Genomic DNA, 12,686 nt, shown 5'->3' with positions numbered 1-12,686 from the left:
GATGCGCATGATCCCCGGAGAGATCATCACCGCCGCCGGCGAGATCGAACTCAATGCAGGCAAACCGGCCGTCACCATCAAGATCGCCAATACGGGCGACCGGCCGATCCAGGTCGGCAGTCATTATCATTTCCACGAAGTCAATGAGGGGCTTGTGTTCGATCGCGAAGCGGCGCGGGGGATGCGACTCGATATCGCGGCTGGAACGGCGGTTCGATTCGAGCCCGGACAGGAGCGGGACGTCACGCTCGTTCCAATCGGCGGAACCCGGCGCATCTTCGGCTTCCAGCAGAAGATCATGGGCAGGCTTTAGGCGGATGCGGAAGCGTCAATCTGCCGGTTCGGCATCGGTCTGCTCGGGAGCAACCTCGTCTTCGTCAGCGGTCGCCGCCGGCGCTGCGCCGGCCGGTGCCGCGCCGGCAACGAAAATCGTCACCGTGCGGTTCTCGTTGCCGAATTCCACGGCGACGATGTCGCGCACCATGATCTGGCGGGAATCGACCGCATGGTAGAAGATTGCGCTGCCCTCGATCGACTGCTGCAATTCGACGATCTGATCGGCGAATTCCTCGCGCTTTTCGGTAATCCCGCTGTCGCCCTCTCCAACCTCGGGCAGGAAGACGATCTCGACCTCGTCGATATTGAAGGCGCGGCGCACGAGCTGGGCATTGTCCATGGTCGCCTCGATGGCGGCGATCACGCGCCCACCTTCGTCGACGGCGCTTTTCTCGCCGGTCTTGACGTCGCTGCCGACGATCGTGTCGATCGCACCTTCGCTGTCGAGCCCCTGCGCGCAAGCAGCAGAGGCCGCCAAACCGATCGCTCCGGCCAGAATGAGAGCCAGGGGACGGTTGTTACGGAACAGGGTCTGGGCCATCTTGATCGGTCCTTCGGTCTAGCTTCGGATCAGGGTCGAAATCTTGTCTTCATGCGAGTTTGGCTTGTGCCCGCTTCTACCGCAACTGCGAAGCGCGGTCTCCCTAACACAAAAAAACGGCGCGGGTCCAAGCCCGCGCCGCTTTGTCGCTACACGAAATGGGCGTTACTCGACATAGACGACCAGTTCGCCATCGGCACCCATCTGGGCCGCGACGACCTCGTTGGCGGCAACGTCCTCGGCTTCGAGAGCCGCCGAAACGGCCGTGTTGGCCTCAAGCGCGGCCTGGAGCTCGGTGATCTCCGCAGCACGTTCCGTGGTGGCCGTCTCCAGCGCGGTCATGTCCGCGTCTTCGAGTTCGCCGATCCTGATGACTTCGACACTGCCGATTTCGGTCATCGTGTCGATGGCCGCCGTGCTGGTCGCATTGCCTTCGATCGCCGAGAGAGCGCCGTCAAAGGTCGCATCGGCGCCGATCGCGGCGGTCGTGCCGGCGTCCGTCTCGCCCATCGTGTCGGTTGCGGCACCCGCAGCGTCGTCAACCGTGTCGCCGGCATTGACGCCGCCGGTCACGCCGGTCTCGGCGTTGACACCACCCGTTGCGCCGCCGCCAACGCTCGTCTGGGCAAGCGCGGGGGCTACCATCATCGAAGCGCCCATCAGGGCAGCGGTCGTCAGTCCAATAATCCGTTTCATCGTGAATTTCCTCTTCGGTTCGATTTGAGATCTGTCCCTTCGTGCTCACGATCGTCGCTCGGTGGCGACTGGGGTAGAAATGCATCGGCGCCGGTGCGGTTGCGGACCGATCGGGGTCATTCGCTGGTCATTTCGTGGCCGGAAGGTGCGCAATGTGACGGAGCCGTGTCACCGCGCCTCCAAGTCCTTGGCATCACTGACACCGCAGGAGCCTTTCATGCCTAACCGCATTTCACGCGCCGCCTATGCCCGCATGTTCGGTCCGACGACCGGCGACCGTGTGCGGCTGGCCGATACCGAACTCTTCATCGAGGTCGAGCGCGACCTGACCACCTATGGCGAGGAAGTGAAGTTCGGCGGCGGCAAGGTGATCCGCGACGGCATGGGCCAGAGCCAGGCGGCGCGCAGCGAAGGCGCGGTCGATACGGTCGTCACCAATGCGCTGATCGTCGACCATACGGGCATCTACAAGGCCGATATCGGGCTCAAGGACGGGCGGATCCATTCGATCGGCAAGGCCGGCAACCCCGACACGCAGGATGGCGTGACGATCATCGTCGGACCCGGCACCGAGGCGATTGCAGGCGAAGGCAAGATCCTGACCGTCGGCGGCTTCGACGCGCATATCCACTTCATCTGTCCGCAGCAGATCGAAGAGGCGCTGGCCGCCGGCATCACCACCATGCTGGGGGGAGGAACCGGCCCGGCACATGGCACGCTCGCCACGACCTGCACGCCCGGACCGTGGCACATGGCGCGCATGATCCAGTCCTTCGACGCGTTTGCAATGAATATCGGCCTGTCGGGCAAGGGTAATGCCTCGCAGCCCAAGGCGCTGGAGGAAATGGTTCTGGGCGGTGCCTGCGCGCTCAAGCTGCACGAGGACTGGGGCACGACGCCGGCGGCGATCGACTGCTGCCTGACCGTCGCCGACGATCACGACATTCAGGTGATGATCCACACGGATACGCTGAACGAAAGCGGGTTCGTCGAAAACACCATCGACGCGATCGGGGGGCGGACGATCCACGCCTTCCACACGGAAGGCGCGGGCGGCGGCCATGCGCCGGACATCATCAAGGTGTGCGGGTTCGACAATTTCATCCCGTCCTCCACCAATCCGACCCGGCCCTACACCGTCAACACGATCGCCGAGCATCTCGACATGCTGATGGTGTGCCATCATCTGTCGCCGTCGATCCCCGAGGATGTCGCCTTCGCCGAAAGCCGCATCAGGAAAGAGACCATTGCGGCCGAGGACATATTGCACGACATGGGCGCGTTCTCGATCATCTCTTCGGACTCACAGGCCATGGGCCGCGTCGGCGAGGTGCCGATCCGCACCTGGCAGACGGCCGACAAGATGAAGCGCCAGCGCGGGCGGCTGAGGCAAGAAACCGGCGACAACGACAATTTCCGCGTCCGCCGCTACATCGCCAAATACACGATCAACCCGGCCATCGCGCATGGGCTGTCGAAGGAGATCGGCTCGATCGAAATCGGCAAAAGGGCCGATCTCGTGCTCTGGAACCCGGCCTTCTTCGGCGTGAAGCCGGACATGGTGCTCGTCGGCGGAACGATTGCGTGCGCACCGATGGGCGACCCGAACGCCTCGATCCCGACGCCGCAGCCGGTCCACTACCGGCCGATGTTCGGGGCGTTCGGCAAGGCGATCACCAATTCATCGGTGACGTTCGTTTCGAAGATGGCGCTCGACAGTGGCCTTCGGGAGCGGCTGGGCGTCGAGAAGGAAATGGTCGCGGTGGAGAACACGCGCGGCGGGATCGGCAAGCGCTCGATGATCCTCAACGATGCCACGCCCCATCTCGAGGTGAACCCGGAAACCTACGAAGTTCGCGCCAATGGCGAACTCCTGACTTGCGAGCCGGCGACCGTCCTGCCGATGGCGCAGCGCTATTTTCTGTTCTAGCGTGCCCGGCATCAAACGGGAGGTTCCATGATCTACGTCTTCGCCACGCTCATCATCAGGCCCGGCACGCTCGACCATCTGCGCGAGCCGGCGCGCATCTGCCGCGAGGCGACGCTGAGGGAGGATGGCTGCATCGCCTATGATCTTCACGCCGACATCGCGAATCCCGACCGTCTGGTCTTCGTCGAGAAATGGGAGACGCGCGAGGCGTTGTCCGCCCATGCGAAGAGTGCGCATGTCACCGCCTGGCGGGAGGCGAGCGCGCCGCATCTGATCGAGCGCAAAATCGAGATCGTCCACGCCGAGAAAGTGGAGAACCATTGATGTATCAGACAGTCGGATCGCCAGGCTCGCGCCTGACGCGCGTCACCTGGATGCTGGAGGAACTCGGCCAGCCCTACGAGATCGTCAAGGCGAAGATGCACACCGAGACGATGCAGCGCTACAACCCGAGCGGCAAGATGCCGGCGCTGGCCGATGGCGACGTCGTCGTCACGGATTCGGCTGCGATCGTCTTCTACCTCGCCGACAAGCACGCCGACCAGCACATGGGCGGCACGACGCCGGCCGAACGGGCCGAGATCGCATCCTGGCTCTTCTTTGCACAGGCCGAGTTGGAAGCGCCGCTCTGGAACAAGCTGAAGCACAGATTGCGGCTGCCGGACGACCAGCGGGCCGAAGTGGGGCCTTGGACCACGGCGGAATTCGCGTCCGAGATCGGTAATTTCGACAAGCGTCTCGGCGAGCGCGATTTCGCAATGGGCGACCGCTTCACCTGCGCCGACGTCGTTCTGGGCCATTGCGGGCAATGGGCGCGCGGGGCGAAATTCGAGATCGGTTCGTCGCGCGTGAACGCCTATTTCGACCGGGTGCTGGCGCGGCCGGCACTAGCCCGCGCCCAAGCCCGCGAAAAGGAGGCGATGGCTGCATGATGTTTCGCGCGAACGCGGTGGTCGAGGTGGCCTCGCGCGGCGACCGTCCCGTCGTCGGCTCCATCGCGCTCGCCCATGACGAGCGGCATTTGCGGCGCAAGCTCCTGATCCTTGACACGGGCGCGCGGGTGCTCGCCGACCTGCCGAAGGCGGTTGCGCTTCGTGCCGGCGACTGTCTGTTGCTCGACACCGGGTCGCTGGCCGAGATCGCGGCAGCCGCGGAAGACCTTTTCGAGATCCGCCCGCGCAACCGGCTACATCTCGTCGAACTCGCCTGGCATATCGGCAATCGTCATCTCGCAGCGCAGATCGAAGATGATCGTATCCTCATCCTGCGCGACCATGTGATCGAAGCGATGCTGCAAGGGCTGGGGGCGACCGTCGCCCATGTACGGACCGGGTTCGAGCCGGTGCGCGGCGCCTATTCCGGCAAGGCGCACGGGCACGATCACCAGCATGGCTGATCCCTCCTCCACGCTGCGGCTGATGGCTTGGCTGTCGCCGGCCTTTCCCGTCGGTACGTTCAGCTACAGCCATGGATTGGAACGCGCGGCGGCGGACGGGAGGGTCGGTGATCTCGGCGCATGGCTCGACGGGCTGATGCGGCACGGCACCGGATGGAACGACGCGGTGATCGTGGCCGAAGCGTGGCGGCGCGGGCGTGACGGTGGTGACATCGGCGAGTTGGCCGAACTTGGCGAGGCGCTGGCGGGCTCGGCCGAGCGGCATCTGGAAACGATGGCGCAGGGCCAGGCATTTGCAAAGGCGGTGGCCGGATGGACCGCAGGCCTCGCGTTGCCGACAAATTGTCCCTACCCGGTCGTCTTCGGTGCGTCGGCCGGATTCAACGGATTGCCGTTTGAAGGGACGATTGCAACCTACTGCCAGGCCTTCGTCTCCAACCAGATCCAAGCCGGCATCAGGCTCTCGCTTCTCGGCCAGGAACGCGGCGTCGCCGTCCTGCGCGAGATGGAAGCGACGATAATCGACATCACTGCGCGCGCCGCGAATTCGTCGCTCGACGATCTCGGCGGGTCGGCCTTTATCGCCGAAATCGCCGCCATGAACCACGAAACCCAATATTCGAGGCTGTTCCGCACATGACTTCTTCCAATGGCCCGCTGCGCGTCGGGATCGGCGGGCCGGTGGGTTCGGGCAAGACGACGCTCACCGAAAATCTGTGCAAGGCGATGCGCGAACGCTACTCGCTCGCCGTCGTCACCAACGACATCTACACCAGGGAAGACGCGATGGCGCTGGTGCGCGCGCAGGCGCTTTCGGAGGACCGCATCGTCGGCGTGGAGACGGGCGGCTGCCCGCACACCGCCATTCGCGAGGACGCCTCGATCAATTTACAGGCGATCGACGAACTGACCAAGCGTATTCCCGGCCTCGACATCGTCTTCATCGAATCGGGCGGCGACAATCTGGCCGCGACTTTCTCGCCCGACCTTGCCGACCTGACGCTCTACGTCATCTCGGTGTGCCAGGGCGGCGACATTCCGCGCAAGGGCGGGCCGGGCATCACGCGGTCTGATTTTCTCGTCATCAACAAGGCCGACCTGGCGCCCTACGTGAACGTCGATCTCGACCAGATGGCGCGCGATGCGGCCAAGGCGCGGGTGGGCAAGCAATTCGCGTTCACCGATCTTTCGCGCGGCATGGGCGTTGCCGAAATCGTCGATTTCCTCGTCGAACATGGCGGATTGGACCAGTTGAGACAGGCGTCCTGACGGTTGCGCAGCGGGTCGCCAAGCGACATGCTGGCGCATCAAAGATCAGGAGAGCGCCCGATGAGCGTCACCCAGCTTGCCGATACACGCCGTCCGAACCTGCCCTTCTACGAGGAGCGCTGCGACCTCGCAGCCGCCTTTCGCTGGACGGCGCGGCTCAACATGCACGAAGCCGTCGCCAACCACTTCTCGCTCGCCGTCGACGACGGCGGAACGCAGATCCTCATCAACCCCAACCTGATGCATTTTTCGCGGATCAAGGCGAGCGACCTTCTGCTGATCGATGCCAACGATCCCGACACGATGAAGCGCCCCGATGCGCCCGACCCGACTGCCTGGGGGCTGCATGGGGCGATCCATCGCAACGTGCCTCATGCACGCTGTGTCATGCATGTCCACTCGGTTCACGCCACGGTTCTTGCCTCTCTGGCGGATTCGCGGCTGCCCGCGATCGACCAGAACTCGGCGATGTTTCACGGACGGCAGGTGGTCGACGCGCATTATGGCGGGCTCGCTTTCGAGGAAGAGGGCGAGCGCTGTTCGAGGCTCTTTTCCGACCCGAAGGCCAAGGTGATGGTGATGGGCAATCACGGCGTGATGATCATCGGCGAGACGGTGGGCGACACGTTCGACCGGCTCTATTATTTCGAGCGCGCCTGCGAGACCTACATCAAGGCGCTGTGGACCGGACAGCCGATCCGGCACCTGTCCGACGAGATCGCCGAGCGTGTCGCGACCCAGATGGACACTTATCCGGTTGCGTCCGCCAAGCGACACCTCGAGGAATTGAAGGCGATCCTCGACGAGGAAGGCTCGAACTTCCGCAACTAAAAAGCCGGCTGCGATCGCTCGCAGCCGGCTTTTCGCAATCGTCCGCCGATCAGGAGCCGAGATGCTTGGCGATCATCGCGCGGGCATCGTCAACCATGGCATTGGCGTCCATGCCCCTGCCGTTCATCTCCTCGATCCAGGCGTCGATCAAAGGCGCGGCGGTGTCCTTCCAGCGCTGGGTCTCGGCTTCGTCGAGGGTGATGATGTTGTTGCCGAGATCCTGCGCGATCTTCAGACCGGCCTCGTCGCCCGAATCCATGACCCGGCCGAACATGGCGGCGGTCTCGATGCCTGAATTGGCATCGATGACCGCCTTCATCTCATCGGGCAGCGCGTCGTAGGACGCCTGATTCATGGCGAATACGAAGGTCTGCGTATAAAGACCCTCGTCGCCGGTGAAGCCGGTATGGTTCTTGACCAGTTCGGGAACACGCAGCGATGGCGTGACTTCCCATGGGATCGTCGTGGCGTCGATCACGCCCTTCGACAGGGCTTCGGAGACGGCCGGCACCGGCATTCCGATCGGCGTCGATCCCAGCGCTTCGAGCATCTGGTTGATGACGCGCGAGCCGCCGCGGATCTTGACGCCCTGCATGGATTCCAGCGTGTCGACCGGGTTCTTCGAGTGGATCAGTCCCGGACCATGCGTGTGGAAGGCGATGACCTTCACGCCCGCAAACTCGTCCATGCAGTATTTTTCGCAATATTCATGGAAGGCTTTCGACGTCGCCTCGCCCGTTGTCACCATGAAGGGAAGCTCGAAAGCCTCGGTCGACGGATAGCGGCCGGGCGTATAGCCGATGACGGTCCAGATCATGTCGACGACGCCGTCGGTGACCTGATCGACGAGCTGCGGCGGCGTGCCGCCGAGTTGCATCGCGTCATATTGCTCGATCTTCAGACGGCCGCCGGACTCTTCCATGACCTTGGCGGCCCAGGGTCTCAGCGCCTCGGCGGGAATGGTCGCCTGCGGCGGCAGCATCTGGTGAAGGCGGAGCGTCGTTTCCTGCGCGGCGGCAACGCTGGTGAAGGCTGCAAACGCAACAGCGCCGGCAGTCAAGGTTTTCAAGTTAAACATGGGTTCCTCCCTGCATGTCCCGAGATTGTTATACGATAGAACTTTCTGCCTTGGAAGCACCCTTGAAAGGCTGGCCGTCATCACCTTCGCATGGTAGCCACGACACGCCCAGACGAGCAATCCGGAGGACCGCCATGACGCCGATCGCCACCCCGCCCTATCGCGCCGACCATGTCGGCAGCCTGCTTCGGCCACAATCGGTCAAGGATGCGCGCAAACGATTCTACGAGGACAAGGCGATCGCCGCGGAGGAACTCGAGGAAATCGAGAATGCAGCGATCGACGACGCGATCCGGATGCAGGAAGAAGCCGGACTGCCGGTCGTGACGGACGGCGAGATCCGACGTTCCTTCTGGCACTACGACTTCATGGGCGGGCTCGAAGGCTTCGACATGGAAGAGCGCGCGCCCGAAAAAGGCGTCGACTTCGCCGGCGTCAAGCTGCGTCCGGTCTTTCCAACGATCACCGGCAAGCTCGACTTTCCAGACGACCATCCGATGCTCGACCATTTCCGCTATGTCGCCTCGAAGACGAGGGTGATGCCGAAGATTTCGATCCCCGGCCCGAGTTGCTGTCATTTCCGTACCGCCAAAGACGACATCCACCCAAAGGACTATCGCGACGATCCGGAAGCGCTCTTCGCCGACCTCTCGAAGACCTATGCCAAGGCCGTGAAGGCATTCTACGATGCCGGTTGCCGCTATTTGCAGATGGACGACATCTTCTTCGCCTATCTGTGCGACCCCAAGCATCGCGCGACACAAAAGGAGCAAGGGACCGATCCGGACTGGCTGATCGAGCAATATGCCAGGATGATGCATGACGCGATCAAGGACCGGCCGGACGACATGCTGATCGGGATGCATATGTGCCGCGGCAATTTCCGCTCTACCCACGCGGCCGAAGGCGCCTATGATCCGGCGGCGGACGCGGTCTTCAACCAGACCGGCGTCGACATCTACTTCATGGAATACGACACCGAGCGGGCCGGCGGGCTTGAGCCCTTGCGCCTCCTGCCGAAGGGCAAAAAGCGTGTGCTGCCCGGCTTCATTACAACCAAGACGGGCGAGATGGAAAGGCTCGACGATCTGAAGCGAAAGTTCGACGAGGCGTCGAAACATGTCGATCTCGAGCAGCTCGGCATCGCCCCGCAATGCGGCTTCGCCTCGACCGAGGAAGGCAATTCGATCTCGCTCGACGACCAGCGCCGCAAGCTCGACCTCGTCGTCGAGACCGCCGAGGCGATCTGGGGCGGGGTGGCGAAGTAACGTCATTCTTCATTGCCGCTTAACCATGCCTCGTGCAGAACGATGGGGCGGGGACATGGTTTGCGGGAGCTTTTCGAATGGGCGGGATGTTGAGGCGTGCGTTCTTGTCGCCTTTGGCGGCGCTCCTCGCACTAGCGGTGCTTGTCTCCGCCTGCTCGACCTCGGTTCTGCCCGAGCCGCCGCCGCCGATCCCGTCCGAAAAATACGCCGCGATCGTCGTCGACGTCAGTTCGGGGCGCTCGCTTTATTCCGTCCACGCCGATCAGCTTCGCTATCCGGCCTCGCTGACCAAGATGATGACGGTGTTCATGCTGTTCGAAGCCCTGGATTCCGGGCGCATCGGCAAACAGACGATGATCCCCGTTTCCGACAATGCGCGCGGTCAGGTGCCGACCAAGATCGGCTTCCGGCAGGGCGAGGCGATCGACGTGGACACGGCGATCCGGGCGCTGATCATCCGCTCGGCCAACGACGTGGCGGTGGCGACGGCCGAATTCCTTGGCGGGACGGAAGAGAATTTCGCCGCGTTGATGACGCAGCGCGCACGCCAGATGGGCATGAATTCCACCACGTTCCGCAACGCGTCCGGCCTGCCGGATGCAGGCCAGCAGACGACGGCGCGTGACATGGCGCTGCTGTCCATCGCGCTCAACAAGCGCTTCCCGCACCACTACCACTATTTCGCCAATCGCGAATTCAGCTATGCCGGCAAGACCATTCGCGGCCACAACGACCTGCTCGGCCGCGTGGCCGGCGTCGACGGGCTGAAGACCGGCTATATCCGCGCGTCGGGCTTCAATCTGGCCACTTCGGTCGATCGCGGCGGCCGCAAGCTCGTCGCGGTCGTGATGGGCGGCGAGACGGCGAAAAGCCGCAATTCGCACATGGAACAGCTCGTCGAGCAATATATGCCGATGGCCGGCACAGTGACCGCGACCTCGGCGCCGCGCCCGGTGCCGCAGCAGGCGCTGCTCGCACCGATGAATTGAACCTTCGCCGATTGAAAAGCACGTTGCGGCGGCGCGGCCCCAATTCGCGCCGCCGCAACGGAGCGTCACCCATGGATGACGCTCGATCGCCGGATCAGCGGTCGGCGTCCATCTCGGCGAGCTTGGCGACGCGGCGGCGGAAATCCTCGTCGGTCGAGAATTCAGCCTTCAAATAGGATTCGACCAGATCCTTGGCGAGCCAAGGACCGACGATCTGCGCGCCGATGCACATCACGTTCACGTCGTCATGCTCGACCGACTGATGCGCGGAATGAACGTCGTGGCAGACTGCGGCGCGGATGCCCTTGACCTTGTTGGCCGCGATGGACGCGCCGACGCCGGTTCCGCAGACCATCAGGCCGCGCGCGGCCTCGCCGGCATTGATCCTGTCGGTGACCTTGCGGGCGATGTCGGGAAAATCGACCGGGTTCGGATCGAAGGAGCCGACATCCTCGACTTCATGGCCAAGCGATTTGACGTATTCCACGATAGTCGACTTCAACGGGAAGCCGGCGTGGTCCGAGCCGATTACGATGCGCATGTGCACTCCAAGTTTAGCGTAGCATGGAGGGAAGCCACAGGACGAGGCCTTCCCAGAAGGTGATGATGGCAAGTGTCGCAAGAAGCGGCACGTAGAACGGAACGAGGGCGCGCAGCAACTGGCGCAGCGACACTTTCGCGATGCTCGACAACAGGAACAGCGACAACCCCATCGGCGGGGTCAAAAGACCGAACATCAGGTTGAAGATGGCAATGATGCCCAGGTGAACCGGATCGATGCCCGCCAGGATCATCGGTGGCGCGATGACCGGAACAACAAGCAGCGTCGCGGTCGTCGAATCGAGAAACATGCCGGCAATGAAGAAAATCAGGTTGGCGACGATCAGAAGCACGATCGGATCGGTCGAGAACTTGAGAATCCAGCGGGCGAAATCCTGCGGAATCTGCTCGACGGCGAGAATCCAGCCGAACATGGCAGCAACCGCGACGATGATCAGGATCGCGCTGGTGCTCTTCACCGTCAAAATCAGCGCCTGCCACAAATGCTCGAATGTCAGATCGCGGTAGAAGATCGCGCTGATCGCCAGCACATAGACGACGGTTACGGCTGCGGCTTCGGTGGGCGTGAAGAGGCCGAGCAGCATTCCCGCGATCATCAGCACCGGTGCCAGCAGCGCGGGGAGCGCGGGCAGCAGATCGCCCCCAAGCTCGCGCAGCGTCGGCCAGCGCTCGGAGCGCGGCAGATTGTATCGGTAGGACAGGAAGACCGTCGTCAGCATAAGCAGCACGACGCAGACGAGCGCGGGAACGATGCCCGCCAGAAGGAGCTGGACGATTGAGACGCTCGTCACCGAGCCGTAGACGATCAGCGGGATCGAAGGCGGGAAGATCGGCCCGACGACGGCCGAGGCGCCGGTAACAGCCGCCGAAAAGGGCGCGGTGAACCCCTTTTTCTTCATCGCTGCGATCTCGATACGGCCAAGCCCGCCGACATCGGCAAGCGCCGCGCCCGACATGCCCGAAAAGATAAGGCTCGAAAAGATGTTGACCTGGGCAAGGCCGCCCGGAAAACGACCGACCGCAGTGTCGGCGAACCGGAAGATGCGATCGGTGATGCCGGCCGAATTCATCAGGTTGCCGACAAAGATGAAGATCGGAACGGCCACCAGCGGAAAGGAATCGAGCGCGTAGGTGATGCGCTGAACGAGCAATCCGTAGGGCAAGCCCTCGATCAGCACGTAGACGATGGAGGGGATGAGGATCGCATAGACGACCGGAAAGCCGGCAATGAACAGCACGAGAAAGGCACCGATGACTGCAAGACCCATGTCAGAGCACCTTGGTTTCTTCGCGCGGCGGATGGCGCAGGTCGATCAGGTGACTGAGCGTCGCGGCCGCGAAGCCGAAGAAGGTCGCGCCCAGGAACAGCCAGAACGGAATCTTGAGCGTCGGCGTCGCATTGTTGAGATTGCGGAAGATGGTTTGCCAGGCGACATAGGCGACGAAACAAGCTGCGATGACCGCTGCCGCCGTGATGGCGAAGGTCAGCGCCCTGCGCAGGCCGGTGGGCATCGCATTGAGAAATTCCGCCATGACGATGTTCTCGTGGTCGAGCACGACAAGCGGGAAGGCGGTAAAGACGAGCACGATCAAAAGGAAGCGCGTGAACTCCTCCGCGCCGACGATCGCGGCGCCGAAGACGTCGCGCATGATGACCTGCGTGAACGGTACGGCGACCAACGCCACCAGCACAAGCACGCAGAACGCGCCCAGTGCGCGCTTGACGATGACCATTTCCGAACCTCCCGAAGGGCCGGCGGCGATTGGAGTCGCCACCGGCAAAGCACTGTG

At 63.1% G+C, this 12,686-nt stretch carries 16 protein-coding genes; 10 read left to right on the top strand and 6 right to left on the bottom strand.

Features of this window, described 5'->3' with window-relative positions:
* Positions 1-7: 7 nt before the first annotated feature.
* A complete protein-coding gene (locus tag PZ895_RS14565) occupies positions 8-313 on the top strand; it encodes an urease subunit beta (protein ID WP_275839695.1) in 306 nt (101 codons plus the stop codon).
* Positions 314-328: 15 nt separating this feature from the next.
* Here the strand turns inward: PZ895_RS14565 and PZ895_RS14560 are convergent, their stop codons facing one another.
* Complete coding sequence (locus PZ895_RS14560) at positions 329-877, bottom strand: hypothetical protein (protein WP_275839694.1); 549 nt, start codon at positions 875-877, stop codon at positions 329-331.
* A gap of 165 nt (positions 878-1,042) precedes the next feature.
* On the bottom strand, positions 1,043-1,573 hold the full coding sequence (locus tag PZ895_RS14555; RefSeq protein WP_275839693.1) for a hypothetical protein: 531 nt from the start codon (positions 1,571-1,573) through the stop codon (positions 1,043-1,045).
* A 217-nt stretch (positions 1,574-1,790) separates the two neighbouring features.
* On the opposite strand from PZ895_RS14555, the gene ureC reads away from it, so the two are divergent.
* Genes ureC through PZ895_RS14520 form a run of 7 tightly spaced genes read left to right on the top strand, consistent with a single transcriptional unit; the run spans position 1,791 to position 6,999 of the window.
* Entirely contained in the window at positions 1,791-3,503 is a 1,713-nt protein-coding gene (gene ureC, locus PZ895_RS14550) for an urease subunit alpha (RefSeq protein WP_275839692.1), read from the top strand.
* A 27-nt stretch (positions 3,504-3,530) separates the two neighbouring features.
* Entirely contained in the window at positions 3,531-3,827 is a 297-nt protein-coding gene (locus PZ895_RS14545; RefSeq protein ID WP_275839691.1) for a putative quinol monooxygenase, read from the top strand.
* Complete coding sequence (locus PZ895_RS14540; RefSeq protein WP_275839690.1) at positions 3,827-4,435, top strand: glutathione S-transferase family protein; 609 nt, start codon at positions 3,827-3,829, stop codon at positions 4,433-4,435. The genes PZ895_RS14545 and PZ895_RS14540 overlap by 1 nt, the downstream gene beginning before the upstream one ends.
* The gene (locus PZ895_RS14535) at positions 4,432-4,899 is read left to right on the top strand and encodes an urease accessory protein UreE (RefSeq protein ID WP_275839689.1); all 468 of its coding nucleotides are present in this window, start codon (positions 4,432-4,434) and stop codon (positions 4,897-4,899) included. The genes PZ895_RS14540 and PZ895_RS14535 overlap by 4 nt, the downstream gene beginning before the upstream one ends.
* The gene (locus PZ895_RS14530) at positions 4,892-5,539 is read left to right on the top strand and encodes an urease accessory protein UreF (RefSeq protein WP_275839688.1); all 648 of its coding nucleotides are present in this window, start codon (positions 4,892-4,894) and stop codon (positions 5,537-5,539) included. The genes PZ895_RS14535 and PZ895_RS14530 overlap by 8 nt, the downstream gene beginning before the upstream one ends.
* On the top strand, positions 5,536-6,168 hold the full coding sequence (gene ureG, locus PZ895_RS14525; protein ID WP_275839687.1) for an urease accessory protein UreG: 633 nt from the start codon (positions 5,536-5,538) through the stop codon (positions 6,166-6,168). The genes PZ895_RS14530 and ureG overlap by 4 nt, the downstream gene beginning before the upstream one ends.
* A 60-nt stretch (positions 6,169-6,228) precedes the next feature.
* Positions 6,229-6,999 (top strand): class II aldolase and adducin N-terminal domain-containing protein, encoded by a 771-nt coding sequence (locus PZ895_RS14520; protein WP_275839686.1) that lies wholly within the window; start codon positions 6,229-6,231, stop codon positions 6,997-6,999.
* Between the two features lie 49 nt (positions 7,000-7,048).
* On the opposite strand, the gene PZ895_RS14515 is transcribed toward PZ895_RS14520, so the two are convergent.
* Entirely contained in the window at positions 7,049-8,077 is a 1,029-nt protein-coding gene (locus tag PZ895_RS14515; RefSeq protein ID WP_275839685.1) for a TRAP transporter substrate-binding protein, read from the bottom strand.
* 134 nt (positions 8,078-8,211) lie between these two features.
* On the opposite strand from PZ895_RS14515, the gene PZ895_RS14510 reads away from it, so the two are divergent.
* Both PZ895_RS14510 and PZ895_RS14505 read left to right on the top strand, forming a co-directional pair.
* Positions 8,212-9,345 (top strand): 5-methyltetrahydropteroyltriglutamate--homocysteine S-methyltransferase, encoded by a 1,134-nt coding sequence (locus PZ895_RS14510; RefSeq protein WP_275839684.1) that lies wholly within the window; start codon positions 8,212-8,214, stop codon positions 9,343-9,345.
* A gap of 77 nt (positions 9,346-9,422) precedes the next feature.
* A complete protein-coding gene (locus tag PZ895_RS14505) occupies positions 9,423-10,334 on the top strand; it encodes a D-alanyl-D-alanine carboxypeptidase family protein (RefSeq protein WP_275839683.1) in 912 nt (303 codons plus the stop codon).
* 94 nt (positions 10,335-10,428) lie between these two features.
* On the opposite strand, the gene rpiB is transcribed toward PZ895_RS14505, so the two are convergent.
* Genes rpiB through PZ895_RS14490 form a run of 3 tightly spaced genes read right to left on the bottom strand, consistent with a single transcriptional unit; the run spans position 10,429 to position 12,629 of the window.
* The gene (gene rpiB, locus PZ895_RS14500; RefSeq protein ID WP_275839682.1) at positions 10,429-10,875 is read right to left on the bottom strand and encodes a ribose 5-phosphate isomerase B; all 447 of its coding nucleotides are present in this window, start codon (positions 10,873-10,875) and stop codon (positions 10,429-10,431) included.
* A gap of 13 nt (positions 10,876-10,888) precedes the next feature.
* Positions 10,889-12,163, bottom strand: coding sequence for a TRAP transporter large permease (locus tag PZ895_RS14495; RefSeq protein WP_275839681.1), 1,275 nt, complete (start codon positions 12,161-12,163; stop codon positions 10,889-10,891).
* A gap of 1 nt (position 12,164) precedes the next feature.
* Complete coding sequence (locus PZ895_RS14490) at positions 12,165-12,629, bottom strand: TRAP transporter small permease subunit (protein ID WP_275839680.1); 465 nt, start codon at positions 12,627-12,629, stop codon at positions 12,165-12,167.
* Positions 12,630-12,686: the final 57 nt, after the last annotated feature.

This window comes from Mesorhizobium sp. YIM 152430 (assembly GCF_029210365.1).
Taxonomy (GTDB): Bacteria; Pseudomonadota; Alphaproteobacteria; order Rhizobiales; family Rhizobiaceae; genus Aliihoeflea.
Note: the sequence above shows the minus strand (reverse complement) of the source record. Positions and strands in the feature narration are given on the sequence as shown.

What these genes read in the sequence shown, in the direction of transcription:
- PZ895_RS14565 (WP_275839695.1), top strand. Translation starts at nt 8, where the DNA reads ATGATCCCCGGAGAGATCATCACCGCCGCCGGCGAGATCGAACTCAAT.
- PZ895_RS14560 (WP_275839694.1), bottom strand. Translation starts at nt 877, where the DNA reads ATGGCCCAGACCCTGTTCCGTAACAACCGTCCCCTGGCTCTCATTCTG.
- PZ895_RS14555 (WP_275839693.1), bottom strand. Translation starts at nt 1,573, where the DNA reads ATGAAACGGATTATTGGACTGACGACCGCTGCCCTGATGGGCGCTTCG.
- ureC (WP_275839692.1), top strand. Translation starts at nt 1,791, where the DNA reads ATGCCTAACCGCATTTCACGCGCCGCCTATGCCCGCATGTTCGGTCCG.
- PZ895_RS14545 (WP_275839691.1), top strand. Translation starts at nt 3,531, where the DNA reads ATGATCTACGTCTTCGCCACGCTCATCATCAGGCCCGGCACGCTCGAC.
- PZ895_RS14540 (WP_275839690.1), top strand. Translation starts at nt 3,827, where the DNA reads ATGTATCAGACAGTCGGATCGCCAGGCTCGCGCCTGACGCGCGTCACC.
- PZ895_RS14535 (WP_275839689.1), top strand. Translation starts at nt 4,432, where the DNA reads ATGATGTTTCGCGCGAACGCGGTGGTCGAGGTGGCCTCGCGCGGCGAC.
- PZ895_RS14530 (WP_275839688.1), top strand. Translation starts at nt 4,892, where the DNA reads ATGGCTGATCCCTCCTCCACGCTGCGGCTGATGGCTTGGCTGTCGCCG.
- ureG (WP_275839687.1), top strand. Translation starts at nt 5,536, where the DNA reads ATGACTTCTTCCAATGGCCCGCTGCGCGTCGGGATCGGCGGGCCGGTG.
- PZ895_RS14520 (WP_275839686.1), top strand. Translation starts at nt 6,229, where the DNA reads ATGAGCGTCACCCAGCTTGCCGATACACGCCGTCCGAACCTGCCCTTC.
- PZ895_RS14515 (WP_275839685.1), bottom strand. Translation starts at nt 8,077, where the DNA reads ATGTTTAACTTGAAAACCTTGACTGCCGGCGCTGTTGCGTTTGCAGCC.
- PZ895_RS14510 (WP_275839684.1), top strand. Translation starts at nt 8,212, where the DNA reads ATGACGCCGATCGCCACCCCGCCCTATCGCGCCGACCATGTCGGCAGC.
- PZ895_RS14505 (WP_275839683.1), top strand. Translation starts at nt 9,423, where the DNA reads ATGGGCGGGATGTTGAGGCGTGCGTTCTTGTCGCCTTTGGCGGCGCTC.
- rpiB (WP_275839682.1), bottom strand. Translation starts at nt 10,875, where the DNA reads ATGCGCATCGTAATCGGCTCGGACCACGCCGGCTTCCCGTTGAAGTCG.
- PZ895_RS14495 (WP_275839681.1), bottom strand. Translation starts at nt 12,163, where the DNA reads ATGGGTCTTGCAGTCATCGGTGCCTTTCTCGTGCTGTTCATTGCCGGC.
- PZ895_RS14490 (WP_275839680.1), bottom strand. Translation starts at nt 12,629, where the DNA reads ATGGTCATCGTCAAGCGCGCACTGGGCGCGTTCTGCGTGCTTGTGCTG.